This is a genomic window from Lactobacillus sp. Sy-1 (assembly GCF_019303535.1).
Lineage (GTDB): Bacteria > Bacillota > Bacilli > Lactobacillales > Lactobacillaceae > Nicoliella.
Window position 1 is genome coordinate 331102 of sequence record NZ_JACCIU010000002.1, and the last position, 20437, is coordinate 351538.

A 20437-nucleotide genomic window follows, 5' to 3' on the forward strand; every position below is an offset into this window, starting at 1 on the left:
TTAATCAATCGATTTACCCCAGAGTTTAAATAAGAAAGGAATGTTTCCACCATTTCGTTACTAACGATTCAAATCCATAATAATAATGCCTGACAAGTCATGAATAATGATTTGTCAGGCATTTTGATTTTTATGAAACTATTTACTGAGTCCTTGCTCAGCCACTTTGGTAATCAATTCAGCATTCTGGCCAGTGGTGTTAACGGTTTGTTTCCCCTTTTGCCAGCTAATTTGGCTTTCGTTATCTCCCTGTGAATCCTGATCAATTACGATTGATCCGCGGTCAATGGAATGGTCGGTTACTTGCGATTCCTTGATTAATTTGTTTACTTGATTAGCTTGTTTAACGGCTGCTTTAGGATTCTTAGCAACCTCTGGGCTACTAACGGTGGTGACCGTCCAGTTTCCCCGTTGCCATTGAACGTAGACGTGGCCCATCGCTCCTTGAATTGTGGACTTTGTCCCATCACTTAGGGTTGTCGATTGACCATCAAATTTGATTGGCATTTTGAGATTGTGATACTGGTTACTAGCGGTATGGGGATTTTCACTGTTAATTACTTGGTAGTCGGCTGCTTTCAGGTTGGAATCGGAATCTTGATATTGAACTTGATTGTTATTAACGGCCTTGGCAACGTATTTCTGTTGATCAACCGTTGCTGTTGCTGGAATTGATAACTGCTGCACTACCGTTTGGGTAGCATGGACATTTTGACTTTCTACGATCCACTTTACGCCCCCTGCAAAACCAACAATGGCGATGATTGTGGAAATGGTAATTGCTTTAATTTTGCTACTGATCAATTGCTATGCTCCTCCTTCAATTGTAACTGCGTCTTTATTTATATACCCCTGCCACTTTCCATCGTGGTAAAGGGAATAATACGTTTTGCCATTCGGATGGTGATAAAGGTTCTTTACAGTATACGTTTTATCATCATTGCCAACCGTTTTAGCCCGTACCTTCGTAAAGAACAGGTTTCCCCAAATAGATTGGTTAGCCTTATTGATCTTTACGGTTAAATCGGTCTTCGTTGCTTTTAGGGTCTGCATCGCATTAACGTTTACATAACCAACAAAGCGATTATTCTTATAAAGTGAATAATACTTTGCCCCATCGTAGTGCTCATAGTAATTCCGGGCTTCATATGCTTGGTTGCTATCTAACTTAGTACTGCCATTACTTGCTGTAAAATCAAGGTTCCGCCAGATCCGATAAGATTTGTTCTGGGGGCCTACCACCTTATCATATTTAATGGCCCGACTAGATAGGAACCATGAATTCGTCTTAAGGTTCTTTTGACTTGCATCGATCTTTTGATTTAACGCCGAGGAGTACCAGCTATCGGTAAACTGCCAAAGTGCGTACGTTCCGGTTGGCTTGACCGACGTATAATTAGCTAACCAGTAGCCATCATACTTGAGCATTGAAGTTGGGGCGTAGGTTTGCGCAAAGCTAAGGTATGAATAAAAGAGAATCCGGCGGTTGGGTGCGAGCTGACGCATTTGTTGATACCAGGCGTTCGTGGCTGTTTCAGTGGAACCACTGGTGACGGTCTGTTGCTCGTAGTCATTAACGTAAAAACTAGCGCCAACCCCCCGGTTATAAAGATTCTTAGCTTCAGTACGGGCAGTCGCTGCATTTGTATAGAGACTGTACGAGTACACCCCGTACTTTAATCCGTACTTCCGACAGAGGGCTGCGTTTTGGTCAAAGTACTTATCCCGATAACTGCTCCCGTATTGAACCCGCAGGATTACAAATGGGACGGTGGCTTTTAGTTTCTTAACTTGGCTGTCAGTCAAGGCCCCCTGCCATTCAGAAAGATCGGGGATGGGGTTATTAATGACCGATTGGCTAATTGAAGCAGCTTTGGCAGTCGGTGGAATCAACTGAGTTGGGTTAACCGTAAAGAAAAGCCCTGCTGCAACTAGGATTCCCTTCAGATACTTGTTAAACATGTATGTTACACTCCCGTTTATTTTCATTTGATAGCTTGAAGGATTACAGCTACCTTAAATTAAATTTTTTGACTAATTGACTAGTTAAGATTATAAAATGACGACATTACAGGAGCGTATCTACAATAAGACATCTTGTTACGAGCAAATGACAGTTAATTTAAAAAAATTATAAATCAGATAATTGCTATCGCTGCAGTTGATAATAAAAATCATAAGTTAATCATTCCCAATAGCAACTAACATCGCAATCAAATGGTCAACCATCCATTATAATGCCGGTTGAACCAGCTTTTAAAATTATATCCTTTTAGTATAAAACATTAGTTTTGCGTTCTTTTTGAAGCCACATATTTTTACAAGTTTACCCAAATTAATTATAATAACCCTAATAAGTGAATGAGTCAGGAGCTAATGCCAATGGAAAACCATAAGATTAACAAATATATCGGTAATGATAAGCCATTAGAAATTTATTCCAAGTCGCGCGATCAATATAAATATGAAAACTTTGCCCTGGGGTTCATTGTAAAGGATTTAGGGCCATACTTAATTCTCCAGACGATTGATGACTATGGTTTTTTAGATTCATATACCGTTATGTTAAAATCAGATATTTCTAAAATTTCCTTTGGGACCACCTACTCCAAACTATTTGACCGGTACGTGGAGTTCACTAAGGAAAGCCATTTATATGATCCATTCAAACTTAAGGAGCAATATAAACAGTTTAAAACGGATGACTTCTTAACGCTTCTTGCAGACTGCTTTGCCCATGAAGCTGCGGTCTCAATTTATACTACTGCCCACGACTACGTTCAACAGGGCCGCATCTTATTAATAAAGGATGGCTTGATTACCTTAAATGAGGTCGAATATAGCGAATTAAACGGCTTTAATGACGTAGATGAAAATGAGCCCATTCCAATTGAAAAAATTACTGCAATGGACATCTTAAGTAAGGAAAACTTTTTATTTGATCGATTTAGTTAACGATTAGAAAAAGAGCCATCAGAGATTGAACAATGCTGTTCAGTCCTGGATGGCTCTTTATTTATTAGTGTTATTTAAGCGAAACGCATTTTAACTAAATTAGTGGTGTCATTATCCGTGCTTTTTAGATGACCACCACCAATTTACCACCTATTTTTTATTTTAATTCACTTTTAGTAATTTGGTTTACCTTATCCCCATTAAAGACAAAGCTGGTCGATTCGCCATTTTTTCCGGTCAGATAAACTACCGAACGAATGGAAATATTTCCACTACCACTTTCTGATTCAGAAGATGGCTGGCCCAGCTTTTGAATTACGCTATTGTAGCTGTCACCAATTTTAATCGAATTCACCTTCTGATGATTCAAAGCTTTCAAATGATTAATATCAGCATTCGCATAGCCCTTGGCAATTGCCCGCCCATTTTCAAATGAAATCGTGACGTCCTTAGCTTTAAAACTACTATTCAGATTGGACCAGACGTACGTCTTAGATTCTTTCCCACTAACCTTAGTGGTAGTAGTCGAAGTCGGCTTTCCAAGTGCCTTGCGCACGTAGGCAGTAGTCGAACCGCTGCCGTCCACAAACGAACCCACTTTGACCGACTGGAAGTTTTGATAGTTTAACGCACTAGCGCTAGTCTTCTTTGATGAACTGGTCTTATCGCTGCTACTGCCATTTTGGGAAGCTCCCTTGCTGCCACATCCAGCAAGAGTAATTGATAGTAGTGAAATTGTCATAAACGTGGCTAGTTTGTTCATAGGGCATAACTCCTTAAGAATTATTTAAATATTATATTTATTATACACTGAGTACAATAAAATTTAAAGTACAAAATTAAACATTGTAAGATATGAATAATGAATTTTTTTAATTAAAATCAAACGCAGTTTAGATGGTAGCGTTGTTAAACGTTGCACGTCCTCAATCCTGGTAAAGCAATTCGAGAGAAAGTTATTCCGGTGGCCCTTAGAACTTATCTTCTTGAAATATCGAGCTGATCGTCTGTAAGTTACTCTGGGTTGTGGTTGTCCCGGTGGAATTCATGTTGAACGAAATGTTTTCTTAGACCGATTTGAGCTGACCTTGGTACTTGCCTGTAAGATTTGATCAAACATAATTGCTAGAATGGGACTCAGAATAAGAGCGTGGATGAGTAGCCCTCTTCATGGTGCGACACTACACTTCCTAGTGGGAAAAATTTGATGTCTTAAATAGAGTGGAAGTGGGTAGGGATGTCAAAATAATGGTGAAAAATTTAGGGAATCGGGATTATTTTGAATGTTAAATATGTAGAAGTAATAATCTCTTTAGGAGGAACATGTTCATGGACAATCGTATCAGTTGTGATTCTATTCAGCAGATTGATAATATCGATAATAAGAGCACCTAAAAAACTGATTAGGAAAGAAATTGAAAGCCCCGAAGATTGCAGCTGAAATGAAACCTGGTCAAAAGTGCATTAAAACAATATAAGGGATTGGTAATGATGCAGTCTCGGAATTATTAGCGTTATCCCCAGTTGATGAAGTTTCAACTGGAGTTCAAAATAGTCGTATTTACAGAAGTAGCAATGATTAATATGTTGTTAAAAAAAGATATATAAATGCAAGTAAATAAGGATTAGAGGGCGTTGGAGGCCCTCTAATCCTTATTTTTATCTAAAACGTTATTGAAAAAGTGCGTATAAAACTATTGATCTAACATACTTTGGAATTTAAAAATACAAAAATAATTAAAGTGATTTCCATTTAGAATTAAATCTTAAACTCATTGAAACAACCTGCATCTAAAACCCAATAATCATCTTCGGGAATGTGCTTTTGGATCTTAAACTCATTGAAACAACCTGCATCTAAAACAAGCAGTCCATCGGATCATCACCGTCTTGCGATCTTAAACTCATTGAAACAACCTGCATCTAAAACTACGATGCGCTCAAGTCTATCGTCAAGGACGATCTTAAACTCATTGAAACAACCTGCATCTAAAACTGTGCATATAACGCGAGCCATCGGCATCATGATCTTAAACTCATTGAAACAACCTGCATCTAAAACTTACTGACCCGAACAAGGAAGGTGATGGTTGATCTTAAACTCATTGAAACAACCTGCATCTAAAACTTATACAACGGTCTATCCGTTGACGTTAAGGATCTTAAACTCATTGAAACAACCTGCATCTAAAACATTTCGAGTTTTAGAAAGTTCAGATTTCATGATCTTAAACTCATTGAAACAACCTGCATCTAAAACATCTCTTCATCATACGGGCAACGCCATTATGATCTTAAACTCATTGAAACAACCTGCATCTAAAACTTACCGCCTACTTGCATTTCGTAATTGGTTGATCTTAAACTCATTGAAACAACCTGCATCTAAAACGAAAACATGCGTTTAAAAAATGCAATTAAGGATCTTAAACTCATTGAAACAACCTGCATCTAAAACTAGCGTTTAAATTCATTGATGATTACATCTGATCTTAAACTCATTGAAACAACCTGCATCTAAAACTTAGCATTACCACCCTTCATCGTAACGTTAGATCTTAAACTCATTGAAACAACCTGCATCTAAAACTGTCAAAGCCTGACCGATTACGCATGTTAGGATCTTAAACTCATTGAAACAACCTGCATCTAAAACATGATGCCATGGTCGTTGGTGTATATTGCAGATCTTAAACTCATTGAAACAACCTGCATCTAAAACTGGCACTGTTGAAGATACGCCAATGGGCAGGATCTTAAACTCATTGAAACAACCTGCATCTAAAACTCTTAGATGACGGTAAAGGCAACGTGACCAGATCTTAAACTCATTGAAACAACCTGCATCTAAAACCCGTGGTGGGTTCATCTTCTTGAAAGGAAGGATCTTAAACTCATTGAAACAACCTGCATCTAAAACCTCGTATATTGATTGAAGTCGGTAAAATTATGATCTTAAACTCATTGAAACAACCTGCATCTAAAACGGATAAAGTGCCCACTAAGCTGTTAGTTTTGATCTTAAACTCATTGAAACAACCTGCATCTAAAACCAAGCGTCTACTGAAAAGAAATCGGCTTCAGATCTTAAACTCATTGAAACAACCTGCATCTAAAACTTCCTTTTTTTCATGTGGGATAAAATCAGTGATCTTAAACTCATTGAAACAACCTGCATCTAAAACATATTGTTCAAAGTAGAACCAAACAACAGCGATCTTAAACTCATTGAAACAACCTGCATCTAAAACAGCGAAAGGCAGCGGCAACACTGTAATTCTGATCTTAAACTCATTGAAACAACCTGCATCTAAAACACACAAGCGATTGGATTGCTACATTATCGCGATCTTAAACTCATTGAAACAACCTGCATCTAAAACTGTCGTTGAGCATATCAGTCAGGACTTTATGATCTTAAACTCATTGAAACAACCTGCATCTAAAACTACTTGTGCCAGACTTCTTCGAGTCCTTGGGATCTTAAACTCATTGAAACAACCTGCATCTAAAACTGTGATTACCTTCTAACGTAGCGACAATAAGATCTTAAACTCATTGAAACAACCTGCATCTAAAACCTTAGCTAAGTTAGCTTTGCCTTTGATGAAGATCTTAAACTCATTGAAACAACCTGCATCTAAAACTGGAACTGGAACTGCCACTATCTATAACGTGATCTTAAACTCATTGAAACAACCTGCATCTAAAACAGATAGTGAAGGCAACTGGCAGCTAGAAAGGATCTTAAACTCATTGAAACAACCTGCATCTAAAACACCATTATTTATCAATTATGTAATGCAAGGGATCTTAAACTCATTGAAACAACCTGCATCTAAAACTAGAAGTAGTGGAATACCTCTAAGAGCTACGATCTTAAACTCATTGAAACAACCTGCATCTAAAACAGAAATTAAAGCCTTGAAAGAAACATTAGCGATCTTAAACTCATTGAAACAACCTGCATCTAAAACCGAATTTATCGCTGCAATTGCTAAGTTAATGATCTTAAACTCATTGAAACAACCTGCATCTAAAACACAGCGCACGCTGAAATCATGGATTTGTTTGATCTTAAACTCATTGAAACAACCTGCATCTAAAACTAATATCTCTGAACTTCCAGTATGAATAATGATCTTAAACTCATTGAAACAACCTGCATCTAAAACGCAAAATGCGGATACGGATACGCAGAATGCGATCTTAAACTCATTGAAACAACCTGCATCTAAAACCTAATTAAATTATTAAAGTTGCTAATCAGTGATCTTAAACTCATTGAAACAACCTGCATCTAAAACCATTATATTATAATAAAACATACAATAATTTCAAACAAATGCTGTCAAAACAAGTTTTTCAATCATTAAAAAATTAACTTATTTCTAATATCTAAACTCATCGATAATTATACTATAAAATGAACTTTCATTTCTATTTCCATTCACAAAAATCTTCGTCAATAAATAAATAATTATAATTATCAGTCAATGATCTTCTCACACTATTAAAATTAAAAGTTAGAATTGTCTTCTTACAGTCAGCTAATAGTTGATTAGTTAATTTTAATTCTGAATCATTCAAGTAATTGGTTAAATTTAATAAAATAATTAATTTATCGTCTTGGAGACTAGTAACCGTCTTTACTAAGGTTTCCAAAATTGGATATGGTTCATTTAATTCATCATGAATAAATGATAACTTAGATTGTTTTAACAATTTATCTACATTCGGTGTAAAGTTCATTCTAATGGGTAAATCCAAAAGATAGGCTTCTTGTAGAAAAATTGAAAACATTTTTCTTTGATTATCAAAAATATTGGTAATGCTAGGATTTTGAATATCTTGTTCTATTTTCTTTTCAATCTTAGCAATAAACATCTTATCTAAATCAAGGCTGATTAGAATATCTCCATAATAATCATATGCATCCTTAGAGCTAATAACATTAGAGTCTTCGCTGCTAAAAATAATTTTATCACCGTAAGTTCTAACTTGATTAATAATCTTTGAATTTAGATTAGTACTTGCAATGTCTATAATATTAAGAGAATTATCTAATATCTGATATGGTTGAAACGGATAGATTGTAATATTCATAATATCAACGTCCGATCACTAGAATTAATGACATCATCATTCTTTTTTCCAGAAATAAATTTCATATCTTGATATTGGCGTTCAGTTAACATAAATGATTGAACGAGTCCCTCTTTAGGTGCTAAAACCGTTAATCGATTTTCTGTAAATTTAGCAGATTGACGACTCGTACAAACCTTTACATATACAGAATACTGCATCATAAAGAACCCTTCTTTTAATAGGTCCTTTCTAAAATGACGATAGTTTCTTCTTTGTTCGCTAGTTTCAGTTGGCAAATCAAACATTATCATTAAACGCATTATTCGATACCTCACTCGGAATCCCCACCTCAATTTTTATAGAGTCTTTTTTAAGATTTAAATAATCAAGACAATTTCTTACGTGTTCATAGATTGCGTTTCTTAATATAATTTCTTGATGATTATAAGTAACTTCGACATCCAACAATCTAATAAGACTAAACTTAACATCTGGTGTTAACTCTTTAAATTTTTGATTTCCTACCCATTGGTCAACAACTGGTCGAAATGGTTCCATTAAGTCAGATCCTAAATTAAAATAATTTTCATCGCTATGATGATGAATTCCTAGCTGAGTTAATTGACCATAAGCAGTAATTTGAAGATTAACTGAAGATAGAATGATGGAATATCCATAGTTAAGAGCATCATTAATTGGAGAAACTTCATCCCTACTAAAATCATTTCCAAACAATAATAAAAAGTATTTTCTTGCTGCAACGGCTTCACGATTAGTAATGTCATCTAGTTCTATCTTATCTAACTCTGAGATTATTGAATCAGAGTTGATACCAAAAAAATCAAGGGCTTGAATTTGATTACTAATTTTACTAATTACAATCTTGGTCCATAATTTCTTAGAAACTAAATTATTACTAGTCCAATCAAACTGTTTTTTTAATAAACTAACGTTGCTAATATTTCTAGTATAATTAATGACTTCTGATATCGGCTGATTAGAATTATCACTAAATATAATTTTGGCATTATTTTTGGATAATTCACAAATAGCAGCTGAAGTAATTACTACTTGTAAGGAAGAAACTATCAAAACTTGAATATCCTTTACATGAACATGATTGATTCCAGTATCTGTTTGAATTAATAAATTACCTAAAGTTAAAGATATCTTAGCATGCTGTGTTACTACAACAGTTCTCCATCCCATTATTATTTTCCTTTTAAATTTGAAAGTTTAACTTCTCTATTTAATAATCCTGTTGGTGAAGAATAGATTATTTTAGTTGAGTCATTTATGACTACAGGTCCTTGGCTAATTCCACTTTGCATTCTTCCAAATCTATCACCTAAATCAATAGATTTTAAGTTTTCAGAATCAGAGTCTGTATGAAGGCCTGCTAATAACTTACTAACTACCTTAAGCTTATCTTCTTCCTTATCATTACCACTATAAATAGGCAATGAATAAAATATCTTTTTACTATTATTAAGAGAATCTAAATAGTTCTTTTTATGATACATTGGGAAATAGTTAATGATTTGATCACAAATATAATCAAAAATGTCATTCATCTTTTCATCATTTATTTTATCATCATCATAAATTTTCATTCTTTTCAGTGGTTTTTCCAACAATAGCTGCATTGATTTATTCATATAAAATTGTTGATTACTTCTATAATCTCCGTCTATTCTATAATTTCGCTTATATCTACCATCATAATCTATAAATGATTGTTCCTTGTATACCTTAGGAATCAATATTTCAAATTCATCCTTAACAAAACTAGAAATATATTTTTTTAGAGATTTATATTTATTAACCGACTTATTTAATTTATCTACAATTACAGTTGAAATTTTACATATTTTAATTGTTTTCTTTTTCCTCCCAAGAACCCTAATAATTGAATAGTAAGAAATTTCTCCATTTGCATATCCTCCGTAAAGATTCAGAGGCTTATTCTTCTTTATGGGAAAAGCTGGTTTAGGACTTTTATTCCCAGCTTTTAGTATTGTTTCTTTAAACATTCTATTATTATCAGTATAGAGACGGTGAGTAACTAAAATACACTTCCAATTAAAAACTTGATCAAGATATTTAATTTGCTTTTGCTTATCCCATATAATTTCACCAGTGTCTTTTGAAACTAGCTTATCCTTTTTAAATTCTCCAATAATGTTATAATTATTAATTCCATTTAAACGATCTAAAGATACTTTATCCTTAGGATAATCTCCATACATTACGAATTGATTCCAAGTTTTAGAACGACGCATTAAGTAATTCCCAATCATCGCAGCTAAGTAAGCATCAAAAGCATGATGGAAATCATTAACAACTCTAATTTTAGGAAACTTAAATTCTCTTCTAAAATCTGACGAAAGTTTTGCCTTTACGTTTATAATCTTAGTTTCGGGATACTGATTACTAATAATGTCGCTTACGAGTTTAATTACTTGCCTTGTTTCTACTAACTGTCGACCAATAAATCGATTAGCTTGTTGATTAAATGTTTCCCTACGCATAGTTAAATTATTATACTTAGTCTTAGTAATTAAGCCCCTAGCTTCTAAATTCTTCCAATGGCTAATCATACCTTTTCCAAATACATCCATTGCAAGTTGATTTTTCTTTACATGTTCATTATTATCCTTAGAAGTTAAGACCCGGTTATTTAATGAATCATCCTTAATTAAGGATTGAGGAATAATGTGATCGATGTCGTACCTATCTATTCTATTAATATCCAATTTATCAGAATTGCCATAGATATCCCGACCATCTTGTTGGAAGTAAAGCATTAAAGCATCAGTAAATGTTGCACCTGAATCCTTCTTTTCCTCATATTCTTTTTTAACATCCTTAGAAAATTCTTTTACCATTGTAGCTAATTGTTCAGCTCTAGATATGGTTTTTTGACCCTTTTTCTTATTATCTCTAGCGGCTTCAATAAAAATCCACGTAGGTTCATACCCCATTATCTTGACAATGTCTTTAACTACTAGCATTACCTGACTAATTGATCTTTTATTTTGTGGTGAAGTAAATAAATCTTTAATTGTATCATTTAATCCGCCATCAATTTTTCTATTTCTATCTAAAGTTTTATTATTAATTTCAATTATTTGAGATTTAAATTCAGGACTGTTAACAATCTGCATGAAATTATTCTTAGAATTCCAAAGATGATCCATAATTGATTGATCATTACTGTCTTTAATCTCTAACAATAATTTATTCGAAAGTCTTCCCCAGCCACGATAGCGGATATTAGAAATAATGTTTCTTTGATTATCATCTAACCACTTAATTCGATTTAATTGTCTTTTAAAGATCTTATTATCTTCAAAAGTTGTTGACCACGTAATCATTTGTTCAATATCATTAAAATATTTATGATCATCAACTTTGTCAGCTATAATTTTTTTAAATTCAATGTAAGCGGAAAGGGAACTATTAAAATGTTTTCCATCTGATAATCCCTTAATTACCACATCACTTGGCACCTCTGAATTTATCTTCAAGTTTTCAATAATATCCTTATCCGTTACACTTTTTTTAGATTTAAATACTTGGTTAAAAATCCTTTGCTTTTGGTTAACGGTTAGTAGTTCTCCATTTTCACCATTGCCATTAAACATAACTCTAATTCGATTCAATTCATTTAAAACAGTAAATTTTTGATAAGTTAGACTATTTTCTGGAATTACTTCTTCATCAATTAAGTAACTATCAGTGGTCTTCATTCGATCAATAAAATTCATGGCAGACTTATCTCGGTCCACAATTTCATCAAAATTCCATGGAGTTATCTCTTCATTGTTGTCACTATTATTTTTTCTTTCCATCCAAGCAAATTTTGATTCTTTAGAGCTTACTAATGGACCTACATAGTAGGGAACTCTAAAACCAACTAGTTCATCTAAGGCATATGGAAAGGCCTTTTTTCTAATGCTATCACTGGTTGGATTTGGTGTTGCTAATTTTTTGTGAAACTCAGTTTGGTTTTTAATTATTTCGTCTAGTTCACGTTGATGAATTTGATATGGAATGGATGAATTAGTAGCAGCTCTTTGTTTTACCAAATACTTTGGATGATTAGGGTCAGCAGCAGCTATAATTTTTTTAGGAAAATTATCTTCTCTTTCCTTAAGTGCTCTCTTGACTTTGGTATAAAAAGTTTCAATGTTTCCATCAGAATTATAAACATCATAAGCTGACATTAACTTATTACCAATTTCAGGGTTGGCTTTACTAAATGCCTTTAGTTGATTTAATTGCTCCCCATATTTTTCATATGAACTAATCATTTTTTCGGATAGACTCTGGTTACCTGGAATAATTCCAGAAAGCTGAACTTCAGCGTGTAATTTTTTTATTTCATTAATTAAGTCATATGCATCCGGAATCTTAGATAAGTAACTACTAATTTCATCTACTTTATCGTCCCAATCTTTAATATAGATGTTAAATTTACTACGATCTTCATCAGAAACATCAATCCCAAATAATTCTTCAAACCTAGTTTTATTTCCTAAAATAGCGTTAATTAAATTATTTAGAATCTTTTTATCTTGCTTATTTTCTATTAGTTCCTTAACAATTTCGTTTTTCTTATCTGTACTAGACTTCTTGTGGTCAAAAGCAATCTTTCTAACTTTATCAAAATCGCCACTGAACCCGGTAAAATTACTATTAATTTTTAATAGTTGTTCTTTGATTCTATTAAATGACTCTTCCCAGTTAGAATTTTTAACATTAAAGCTATCTGCTGTACCATCCATTAAAAAGTTACCACGATACTTTACAATGTGATGAATTGCTAAATAAACTAGTCTAATATCAAAAGGTTCATGCTTAGTCATTAGGGCATTTCTTAGGTGATAAATAGTTGGGTATAGACGATGATATCTTTTATCAGTCATTCCAGCTATTAAGTTACTTGCATAACCATGTCGATTAGGGTCATCAGGATGTTCACTAAAGTACCTCAATCGTTGAAAAAAATTAGGATCTTTTTGAATAATTTCATCATAAAAGAAATTATCTAACATTCTCAAACGCCATTTTCTTCTCTTATAGCGTCTTCTTGCAGCTCTATATGTTCTAGTCTTAGCTGCTGTTTCACCCTCATCAAAAAGACGTACACCAATGGCATCCTTTCCCTTAACCCTAAGGATCTTGCTATTACCATCAACAATTGTCCATCCAACTGACCCAACACCCATATCTAAACCAATTCCATAAGGTTTTTTATCCATAATAGCCTCCTAAAATTAACCCAATTAACTACGTCATCTAAGATCATAAAAAACAAAAAGGGAGAAAAATCAGTAATTATGATTTTTCTCCCTTCAACGTTTTGTATGTATGGCACTAACGAAGTGCCTAAAGATGCTCATAAGAACATCTAAAAAGAAAACTTGGCAAAAGCCTTGTTTGATTTTAACATTACGCAGGTTGTTTCAATGAGTTTTAGATTATCTTTATTATATATCAAAGGTATATTTCATGTCAATGAATAAGCAATATTAAATATACCTTTGGTGTCGTTATTATAAACCAAATAGATTTAAAATAAATAGGAATGAACAATACATGTTAATTCCATGTAGTTCATCCCTATCTCCATCCCATTCATTTAATTAAAATCAAACGACGTATACACAACAGATCCACTAACCGAAGTCCCAATTCCAATCTTAGTAAATCGTGGTGATAGGAAGTTATCACGGTGTCCCCATTCGGATCCACTATCTTCATAAAGCATGCTGTTAATGCTTACTAAGATACTTTGGTTAAGTGGGTTTCCGAACGTATCCCCATCATATGAAATATTTTCACCATATGAACTAGCAAGATCACTATAGCCAGCTTGTTTAGCTAGATTTTCATATGCTGGACCGCCACTTGCATCACTGTGACTAAACTTAGAAACTAATTGCGTACTCCGCGTCTTAGCTAGACTAGAAATGCGACTATCAAAGCTAAGTGGGTTCAATCCATGGTTTTTCCGAACGTAGTTAATGTATTGAAGAGCTTGATTATAAGCATTCGTATAGTCACTAGCAGTAAGGCTTAATTGCTGTGGCGTAGCGTAAGGGTTAAATAGATCTCCATTAGTTACCCATGCAGTTGAGCCGTTGCTAAACTTAACCTGGTAGTAGTAAACCTTCCAAGGAGCAACCCTTTTAGCTAGGATTTTAACGTTAATTTGATCAATGTTACTGATATCAACTCTACCTGAAGTATCAGTCTCACTATTAGGGAAGTGATCAATTGGTACAATGCTTGGATCCCCAGTAATTATTCCAACCGTATCACCAACGTTAAATTGAGGTAAGGTTGGGTTAACATCCCCCGGATCAGTTACGGCTGCTGATTGACTACTATTGGAACTTGCACTAGCCACATTGGCTGAACTACCAGGCGTAGTGCTATTACTACTTGACTTTGCGCTATTGGAACTTGCACTAGATGAATTAGCCGAACTACTAGGCGTAGTGCTACTACCGCTTGACTTTGCGCTATTGGAACTTGCACTAGCCGAACTAGCTGAGCTACTAGGCGTAGTGCTATTACTGCTTGACTTTGCGCTACTGGATGATCCATTATTGATTGCTGTACTTCCAGTAACTGGTTTCACACTACTTGCAGATGAATTAACAATCGTGGTGCTGCCAGAAACTGGTTTTACACTACTTGATGACGAATTAACAATCGTGGTGCTGCCAGAAACTGGTTTTACACTGCTGGATGACGAATTAATAATCGTAGTGCTGCCAGAAACTGGTTTCACACTACTTGATGACGAATTAACAATCGTAGTGCTTCCGCTAACCACACTTGAATTTGCAGTGCTACTTACACTTACTGAAGAACTAGTGGTTTTAGAGCTAGCTGCACTTGAGTTCGCAGAACTAGTAGATGATGAACTAACGCCTGGCACGTTGGTAGTAGCGTTAGCCGCAGTGGTCCCAGTAGTGCCAGTATCTGAACTACTTTGTACACCATTGCCACCATTATTATTACTAGCACTGGAATCAGCATTTTTCTTTTTAGACGATGGGGTTACCTTACTTTTAACGTGCTTTTTCTTAAGTTTAACGGTAGTAAATGCAGATTTCTTCAAATAACCGTGAAGCTTTTTAACATAGTAGTAAGTAACTCCCTTGTATGTAAACTTCTTGCCCTTTACCAATTTACTAGCATGTTTGACTTTTTTTACGCTTTTAAGCTTATAGTGATGACCCTTTTTCACAAAATGATACACCTTTTCAGTCTTAGCCTTGGTGCTAGTCTTTGCTTCCGCAGTAAATTGACTTAGCCCCAGTGAAAGAACCGATCCACAAATCAATGTATACATAACTGACTTTTTCATATTTAAGCCCTCCATTCAATTTAAAAAAAACCTAATTTTAATATATAGAAAAGAATCAACAATGTCAAAAAAGATTATATTTTAATCATCATATTGGTGTTATAATAATAGAGGAAATTTTTGGAGGGTTATAAACATCATGAGAAAAACTAAAATTTCATTAGTTACAATTATATTGGACAGTACGATTGCGATTCAAAAGCCAATTTATTCCAGGGCTGCATCCATAAATGGTTCCTGGAATGCGGACGGCTATGACGTCACCATTTTCGGCGCCCAAGATAAAAAAATTCAATTAAATGGCCACTTTTTCAATTTAAAACGAATTGGTGTGAATAATTGGAAAACCCAATCGTATGGTAAGTACCAAGACTTTACCGTTGTTTACGAGCACGGTCAGTTATATATCGGGAGCAACTTGCATGCTTATTACAAGTTACATAGATAATCAAAGGGAGTCTCTAGCTACGTTCGCTAGAAACTCCCTTTTAATTTTAGATTCATTTTGACTAACGTAGCACCATACTTAATCCCGATACCACCAAGATCAAAGTAAACATTACCAGGTGAAACTTCTTATGGTTCATCAACAACGCAATGTATTCGCGAATCGTTGCGTTTGGAACGAAGAACCGACTGGTTTTAGCACCTAATCCTTGAATATTCAACCCCGCTTGTTGAGCATAGATTCCCGCTCTAAAGATATGGTAATCATTGGACACATAAATTCCGTTATTCAATGGTAAGTTATGCGCGGCAACGATTTGCTTTGAGAACAACATGTTCTGCAGCGTCGTTTTAGACCGGTCTTCTGCAACCACGTGCTCCGCAGCAATTCCGTGTTGAATTGCATATTCCCGCATTGCGCGTCCTTCAGGAACGGTTTCGTCACCACCCTGGCCCCCAGAGCAAATCATAAGCGGTGCCTTCCCGGTCTTTGCCACAACCTGATGGTAAAATTGAATTCCCTTATCAATGCGGGATGCCAAGAGTGGCGACACCTGATCACCATTCAGCAAGCCGGCCCCTAATACGATGATAAATTGTTTATCCGGACGCGGTTTTCTGAACGTAAACAACATTGCTGCCGCCATAAATGAAATCACACAGAATAAAATGTATAAAATGCTTAGAGATACAAAGGCGTTTATGAACGTTCCCAGTGGACCCATCTTTCGATCAGCAAAAACAAAGTTAACGATTGGAAACGCCAGGGTGATGATCCCAATAAACAACGTCAGCATATTGGCTAACGTATGGTTCTCCCGCCGCCAAACAATAAGGGCATTCCATAACCAGAAAAAGCCCTGAAAAAAATAGATTAAGACCATTATCAATACCAGAATTAAAAAGAAGATAACGTAGCCCTTAACCAAAATGGAATTATTAAAGCTCAGAATGAGCAATGAAATCGTCATAAAAATTCCACCAGCAGAGATGGTTGCTAAAAAGCCATTCATCAGACGAGCCGGATTGCCCCGGTAACTTAACGCCAATAATCCAAGAAAGAAAACGGTAATAATTGCTGAAATAACATCAACAGCGATCTAAAACACCCCCTTCACTTATGAATTTGATACATCTATTTTAGCACAAAAAAGAACCCCACCCGTTTAAAGGAGGAGTTCTTCTTCATTACATTACGTGTTCATTGATTTGTTTTATCTCCGGCCGGCGTTCCTGTTGAAACCCCGAGGTTTTGGCAACCACGTATAATGGGCGTTCCCGAGACGTTTCAAAGATCCGGTAGAGGTAGGCACTCACAATTCCTAGCATTAACAAGGAGATCCCGAATAGTTCGAACATTGAAAAGATTGCAAATTGCAACGTTGCGAATCCGGTAAAGAGGGATACAAAACCGTAAATGACCCCGATTGCAATCATTAATGCTCCTACAACGTTCACTAGTTTAAGTGGCACGTCGGAGAATGAAGTGATTCCATTCATTGAAAGGTGCAGCATCTTCGATAATGGATACTTAGTAGTTCCCGCCGTTCTTTCGTCCCGTTCGTATTCAACTGCGGTTTGCTTAAAGCCAACCCAGCTGACCATCCCCCGGACAAAAGGATCTGGTTCATCCATCTTGGATAACACCTTAACTACCTTGCGATCCATTAATCTAAAGTCACCAGTATCCAATGGAATGTCGATGTTCGCTAACTTATGCAAGATCCGGTAAAAAGCCGAAGCACTAAACTTCTTAAACCAACTTTCACCATCCCGTTGCAGCCGTTTTCCATATACAACATCGTACCCATCCCGCCATTTACTAACCATTGCCGGGATTACGGAAGGTGGATCTTGTAAATCTGCATCCATTACCACCACAGCATCTCCAGACGCGTAGCGAATTCCCGCAGTAATCGCTAATTGGTGGCCGAAGTTTCGCGAAAATTGAATTAGGCGAATATTGTCATATTGTTGTTCAGCTTCCTGAATAATCGTGGCACTCCGGTCCACACAACCATCATCCACAAAAATTAATTCGTATTCTTCAGGTTGGCTGGCAACGTAGTTTTCTAAAATTTCAATCGTGTGTTTAATTCCTGCCTCTTCGTTAAAGACCGGGAGAACAATTGATATTAAAGGATTTTCAGTTCTTGCCATGCCTTAACCTCCTGTTATTTTATTTGTAAATTGAAGATAAGTCGTAAAGGGTCCCATTATTACCACCCATCATTCCACCACCAGTAGGCATTTGTTGGTTGTTACTACTCTTGCCTTTCGTACTGGATGGCTTCATGGATGGACGCTTACCGTTAAATTTACCGTTTGGTTTTGCATTCCCCATGCCTGGGCCACCATTCATTTTACCACCTTGTGAAGGCATTTGACCCGTGGATTTACCAGCGGATTTAGCATTTTCACCAGTTGTGGTGCTAGTTGTGGTAGTGGAACCACCGTATTCACTAGCTTTAACCTTCTTAGCGTTCTTCTTAATCCAGTTCACGATTGCACTATTTGCAGAGCCGGTCTTCCCGCCTGAGTAATAGTACTTAATCTCACCATTCTTAACTAACTTCTTAAATTGACTTAGGGTGATTGCCGGGTCGGTCCCGTTAAATCCACCCATTGCCATAACTGCCTTACCAGTCTTAATGATGTAAGGAGCAGCAGTTCCAGAGTCATCGGTAGCAAAGAGGTACTTAGCACTTCCTTGATTCTTTTCAAGGTACTTCAATAGCTTATTATTAACGGAGCCGTTTCCAATTCCGCCACCAGCGCCTCCTTGACCATTGCTACTCAATAGGTCTGGACCTGCAGTTGGAATTGCAGCTGATTCACCGGCAATTGCTGGTGTCATTGACCAGAATGCTGGTGCTAACATGATGGTTACTAATCCACCGATGGTCAGTGACTTCAATGGCTTGCCTGGCTTAAGCAGGAGAATCAAGCCAAAGCCGATTCCAGCGATGATGAGCAACCAAGTTGCCCAAACATAGTAGCTGCTTACATACCAAGCTTGTAGTAATGCAGTTGCAACGACCGCAAATGGAAGTAAGTACCGTTTCCAGTCTTTCCAACCAGCAGCCTTGAGTTGTTTGAACATTGTTACTAACCCGATTCCAAAGAATGCGGCAATTGGTGGAGCTAACATAATTGTATAGTATGGATGGAAGAAACTAGCAACGGAGAAGAATCCGTATACTGGTACTAGCCAACCAGCCCACATTACGACTTGTTTTTGGTTCGCGGTTAGTTGATACCACTTCCGTTTCCGGTCTAAGAAGTATGCAAACGCACTAATCATTCCGACTAATGAGAACGGTAGCAACCAACTAATTTGTGGTCCTAATTGATCTTGGAACAATCTCAGTGGTCCAGCAGTTCCGATGTTAAATGCACCACCGGCACCACCCATACCACCGCCGGCTCCGCCACGGCGGTTACCGTTACGTTGGGTCCCACCTGGAGGGGTTCCAGTTGGTTGGCCGTTAGTAGTGGATCTCTTACCAGTGGTCGTTCCACCAGGTTGACCACCTTGTTGCATTCCAGTAGTGGACTTGGAACCAGTCTTGCTGGAGCTGCCCATTCCTGGGAAGGCGCCACCAGTCCCGGTCGTTTGTCCTAATAGTCGTTCAGTTCCGTTATAGCCAAATGCTAATTCAAGCACTGAGTTATGTTCGGAACCCCCTTCATACGGACGCTTACTTGCGGAAGTCATGTCAACCGATACCGGCCAAATTAATGTAAATACGACTAACGCAACCGTAGCAACCGAAAGATGGGCTAACTTCTTCTTCCAGTTATAGTGTGAAGCTAACCAGTAGAATAATAACATCCCTGGTAAAATCATAAACGCTTGTAACATTTTAACATTAAATGCAACCCCAATGATTGCAAAACTAGTTACTAAGTACCAGAGTTTATGTTTATCAACAGCCTTTTGGAGCATGTAGATTGCTAACAATAGGAAGTAAATTAACGTTGCATCCATATTATTAGTCCGTGAGTCAGCAACCGCAATCGGTGTAATCACCATTGCAAATGCTGCTAAGTTCCCTGCTACCCGACCAAACTTAGGTTTAACTAAGCGATACATCAGGTAAACAGAACCAAGTCCAAAGAGGACTGACGGAAGCACCACGCTCCATTGATGAACCCCAAAAATTTTGGCACTAATTGCCATAAACCAAAGGGCTACCGGCGGCTTATCAACCGTAATATACCCAGCAGGGTCAAAACTAGCGTACCAGAAGTTCTTAAGACTCTGGGTCATACTAGTGATGGCGGCCGTATAGAAGTCATTCGCACTCCCGGCCTCCCAAATTTTCCATGAATAAAGTACGGCAGCAACGACCAGCGTGGCCACCAAGAACCAGTCCAGCCTGAATCGCTGGCGTTGGATTTTTGCATTGTGATGTTCAGCTCTTGTTTGTTCAACTTGATTTGATTGATCTGATTGATCTGGCATTTCACATCATGCTCCTTTCGAATTGAATAACCATAGTTTAGAACCCGAACCATAAATTAACCTTAAAAACCCAAATTAAAATGATATTTATT

General features: G+C 36.5%; 13 protein-coding genes and 1 CRISPR repeat array. Of the genes, 2 read left to right on the forward strand and 11 right to left on the reverse strand.

Translation table 11 applies throughout. The features are described 5' to 3' along the window. Positions 1 to 138 precede the first annotated feature (138 nt). Both HZL42_RS08385 and HZL42_RS08390 read right to left on the reverse strand, forming a co-directional pair. A complete protein-coding gene (locus tag HZL42_RS08385; protein WP_219283212.1) occupies positions 139 to 804 on the reverse strand; it encodes a hypothetical protein in 666 nt (221 codons plus the stop codon). A gap of 3 nt (positions 805 to 807) precedes the next feature. Then, positions 808 to 1962 carry a GH25 family lysozyme gene (locus HZL42_RS08390; RefSeq protein ID WP_219283213.1) on the reverse strand — a complete coding sequence of 385 codons (1155 nt, stop codon included), beginning with the start codon at positions 1960 to 1962 and terminating at the stop codon, positions 808 to 810. A 420-nt stretch (positions 1963 to 2382) separates the two neighbouring features. On the opposite strand from HZL42_RS08390, the gene HZL42_RS08395 reads away from it, so the two are divergent. Continuing rightward, entirely contained in the window at positions 2383 to 2955 is a 573-nt protein-coding gene (locus tag HZL42_RS08395) for a hypothetical protein (RefSeq protein WP_219283214.1), read from the forward strand. A 157-nt stretch (positions 2956 to 3112) separates the two neighbouring features. On the opposite strand, the gene HZL42_RS08400 is transcribed toward HZL42_RS08395, so the two are convergent. The 6 genes from HZL42_RS08400 to HZL42_RS08425 all read right to left on the reverse strand — a co-directional run bounded on the left by HZL42_RS08400 (position 3113) and on the right by HZL42_RS08425 (position 15430). Then, complete coding sequence (locus HZL42_RS08400; RefSeq protein WP_219283215.1) at positions 3113 to 3718, reverse strand: DUF3862 domain-containing protein; 606 nt, start codon at positions 3716 to 3718, stop codon at positions 3113 to 3115. A 999-nt stretch (positions 3719 to 4717) separates the two neighbouring features. Further along, positions 4718 to 7262: direct repeats of the CRISPR family, unit length 36 nt; unit sequence GATCTTAAACTCATTGAAACAACCTGCATCTAAAAC. 133 nt (positions 7263 to 7395) lie between these two features. Beyond that, positions 7396 to 8061 (reverse strand): type II-A CRISPR-associated protein Csn2, encoded by a 666-nt coding sequence (gene csn2 / locus HZL42_RS08405; protein ID WP_219283216.1) that lies wholly within the window; start codon positions 8059 to 8061, stop codon positions 7396 to 7398. Beyond that, a complete protein-coding gene (gene cas2 / locus HZL42_RS08410; RefSeq protein WP_219283217.1) occupies positions 8058 to 8363 on the reverse strand; it encodes a CRISPR-associated endonuclease Cas2 in 306 nt (101 codons plus the stop codon). Before cas2 ends, csn2 begins: the two co-directional genes overlap by 4 nt. Continuing rightward, positions 8341 to 9252 carry a type II CRISPR-associated endonuclease Cas1 gene (gene cas1, locus HZL42_RS08415; protein WP_219283218.1) on the reverse strand — a complete coding sequence of 304 codons (912 nt, stop codon included), beginning with the start codon at positions 9250 to 9252 and terminating at the stop codon, positions 8341 to 8343. Before cas1 ends, cas2 begins: the two co-directional genes overlap by 23 nt. A gap of 2 nt (positions 9253 to 9254) precedes the next feature. Beyond that, a complete protein-coding gene (gene cas9, locus HZL42_RS08420) occupies positions 9255 to 13310 on the reverse strand; it encodes a type II CRISPR RNA-guided endonuclease Cas9 (protein ID WP_219283219.1) in 4056 nt (1351 codons plus the stop codon). Positions 13311 to 13690: 380 nt separating this feature from the next. Continuing rightward, complete coding sequence (locus tag HZL42_RS08425) at positions 13691 to 15430, reverse strand: CAP domain-containing protein (RefSeq protein ID WP_219283220.1); 1740 nt, start codon at positions 15428 to 15430, stop codon at positions 13691 to 13693. 139 nt (positions 15431 to 15569) lie between these two features. On the opposite strand from HZL42_RS08425, the gene HZL42_RS08430 reads away from it, so the two are divergent. Continuing rightward, positions 15570 to 15878, forward strand: a complete 309-nt coding sequence (locus HZL42_RS08430) for a hypothetical protein (protein ID WP_219283221.1) — start codon at positions 15570 to 15572, stop codon at positions 15876 to 15878. 61 nt (positions 15879 to 15939) lie between these two features. Here HZL42_RS08430 and HZL42_RS08435 read toward each other — a convergent pair whose 3' ends face one another. The 3 genes from HZL42_RS08435 to HZL42_RS08445 form a co-directional block, all read right to left on the reverse strand. Continuing rightward, on the reverse strand, positions 15940 to 16926 hold the full coding sequence (locus HZL42_RS08435) for a YdcF family protein (RefSeq protein ID WP_255552619.1): 987 nt from the start codon (positions 16924 to 16926) through the stop codon (positions 15940 to 15942). A gap of 139 nt (positions 16927 to 17065) precedes the next feature. Next, entirely contained in the window at positions 17066 to 18037 is a 972-nt protein-coding gene (locus HZL42_RS08440) for a glycosyltransferase family 2 protein (protein WP_219283223.1), read from the reverse strand. Positions 18038 to 18056: 19 nt separating this feature from the next. Further along, the gene (locus HZL42_RS08445; RefSeq protein WP_219283224.1) at positions 18057 to 20345 is read right to left on the reverse strand and encodes a glycosyltransferase family 39 protein; all 2289 of its coding nucleotides are present in this window, start codon (positions 20343 to 20345) and stop codon (positions 18057 to 18059) included. Between the last annotated feature and the right edge of the window lie 92 nt (positions 20346 to 20437).

Coding starts and splice junctions, on each gene's coding strand:
- cas9 (WP_219283219.1), bottom strand. CDS start 13,310: ATGGATAAAAAACCTTATGGAATTGGTTTAGATATGGGTGTTGGGTCA.
- cas2 (WP_219283217.1), bottom strand. CDS start 8,363: ATGCGTTTAATGATAATGTTTGATTTGCCAACTGAAACTAGCGAACAA.
- HZL42_RS08425 (WP_219283220.1), bottom strand. CDS start 15,430: ATGAAAAAGTCAGTTATGTATACATTGATTTGTGGATCGGTTCTTTCA.
- csn2 (WP_219283216.1), bottom strand. CDS start 8,061: ATGAATATTACAATCTATCCGTTTCAACCATATCAGATATTAGATAAT.
- HZL42_RS08390 (WP_219283213.1), bottom strand. CDS start 1,962: ATGTTTAACAAGTATCTGAAGGGAATCCTAGTTGCAGCAGGGCTTTTC.
- HZL42_RS08430 (WP_219283221.1), top strand. CDS start 15,570: ATGAGAAAAACTAAAATTTCATTAGTTACAATTATATTGGACAGTACG.
- HZL42_RS08440 (WP_219283223.1), bottom strand. CDS start 18,037: ATGGCAAGAACTGAAAATCCTTTAATATCAATTGTTCTCCCGGTCTTT.
- HZL42_RS08395 (WP_219283214.1), top strand. CDS start 2,383: ATGGAAAACCATAAGATTAACAAATATATCGGTAATGATAAGCCATTA.
- HZL42_RS08445 (WP_219283224.1), bottom strand. CDS start 20,345: ATGCCAGATCAATCAGATCAATCAAATCAAGTTGAACAAACAAGAGCT.
- HZL42_RS08400 (WP_219283215.1), bottom strand. CDS start 3,718: ATGAACAAACTAGCCACGTTTATGACAATTTCACTACTATCAATTACT.
- cas1 (WP_219283218.1), bottom strand. CDS start 9,252: ATGGGATGGAGAACTGTTGTAGTAACACAGCATGCTAAGATATCTTTA.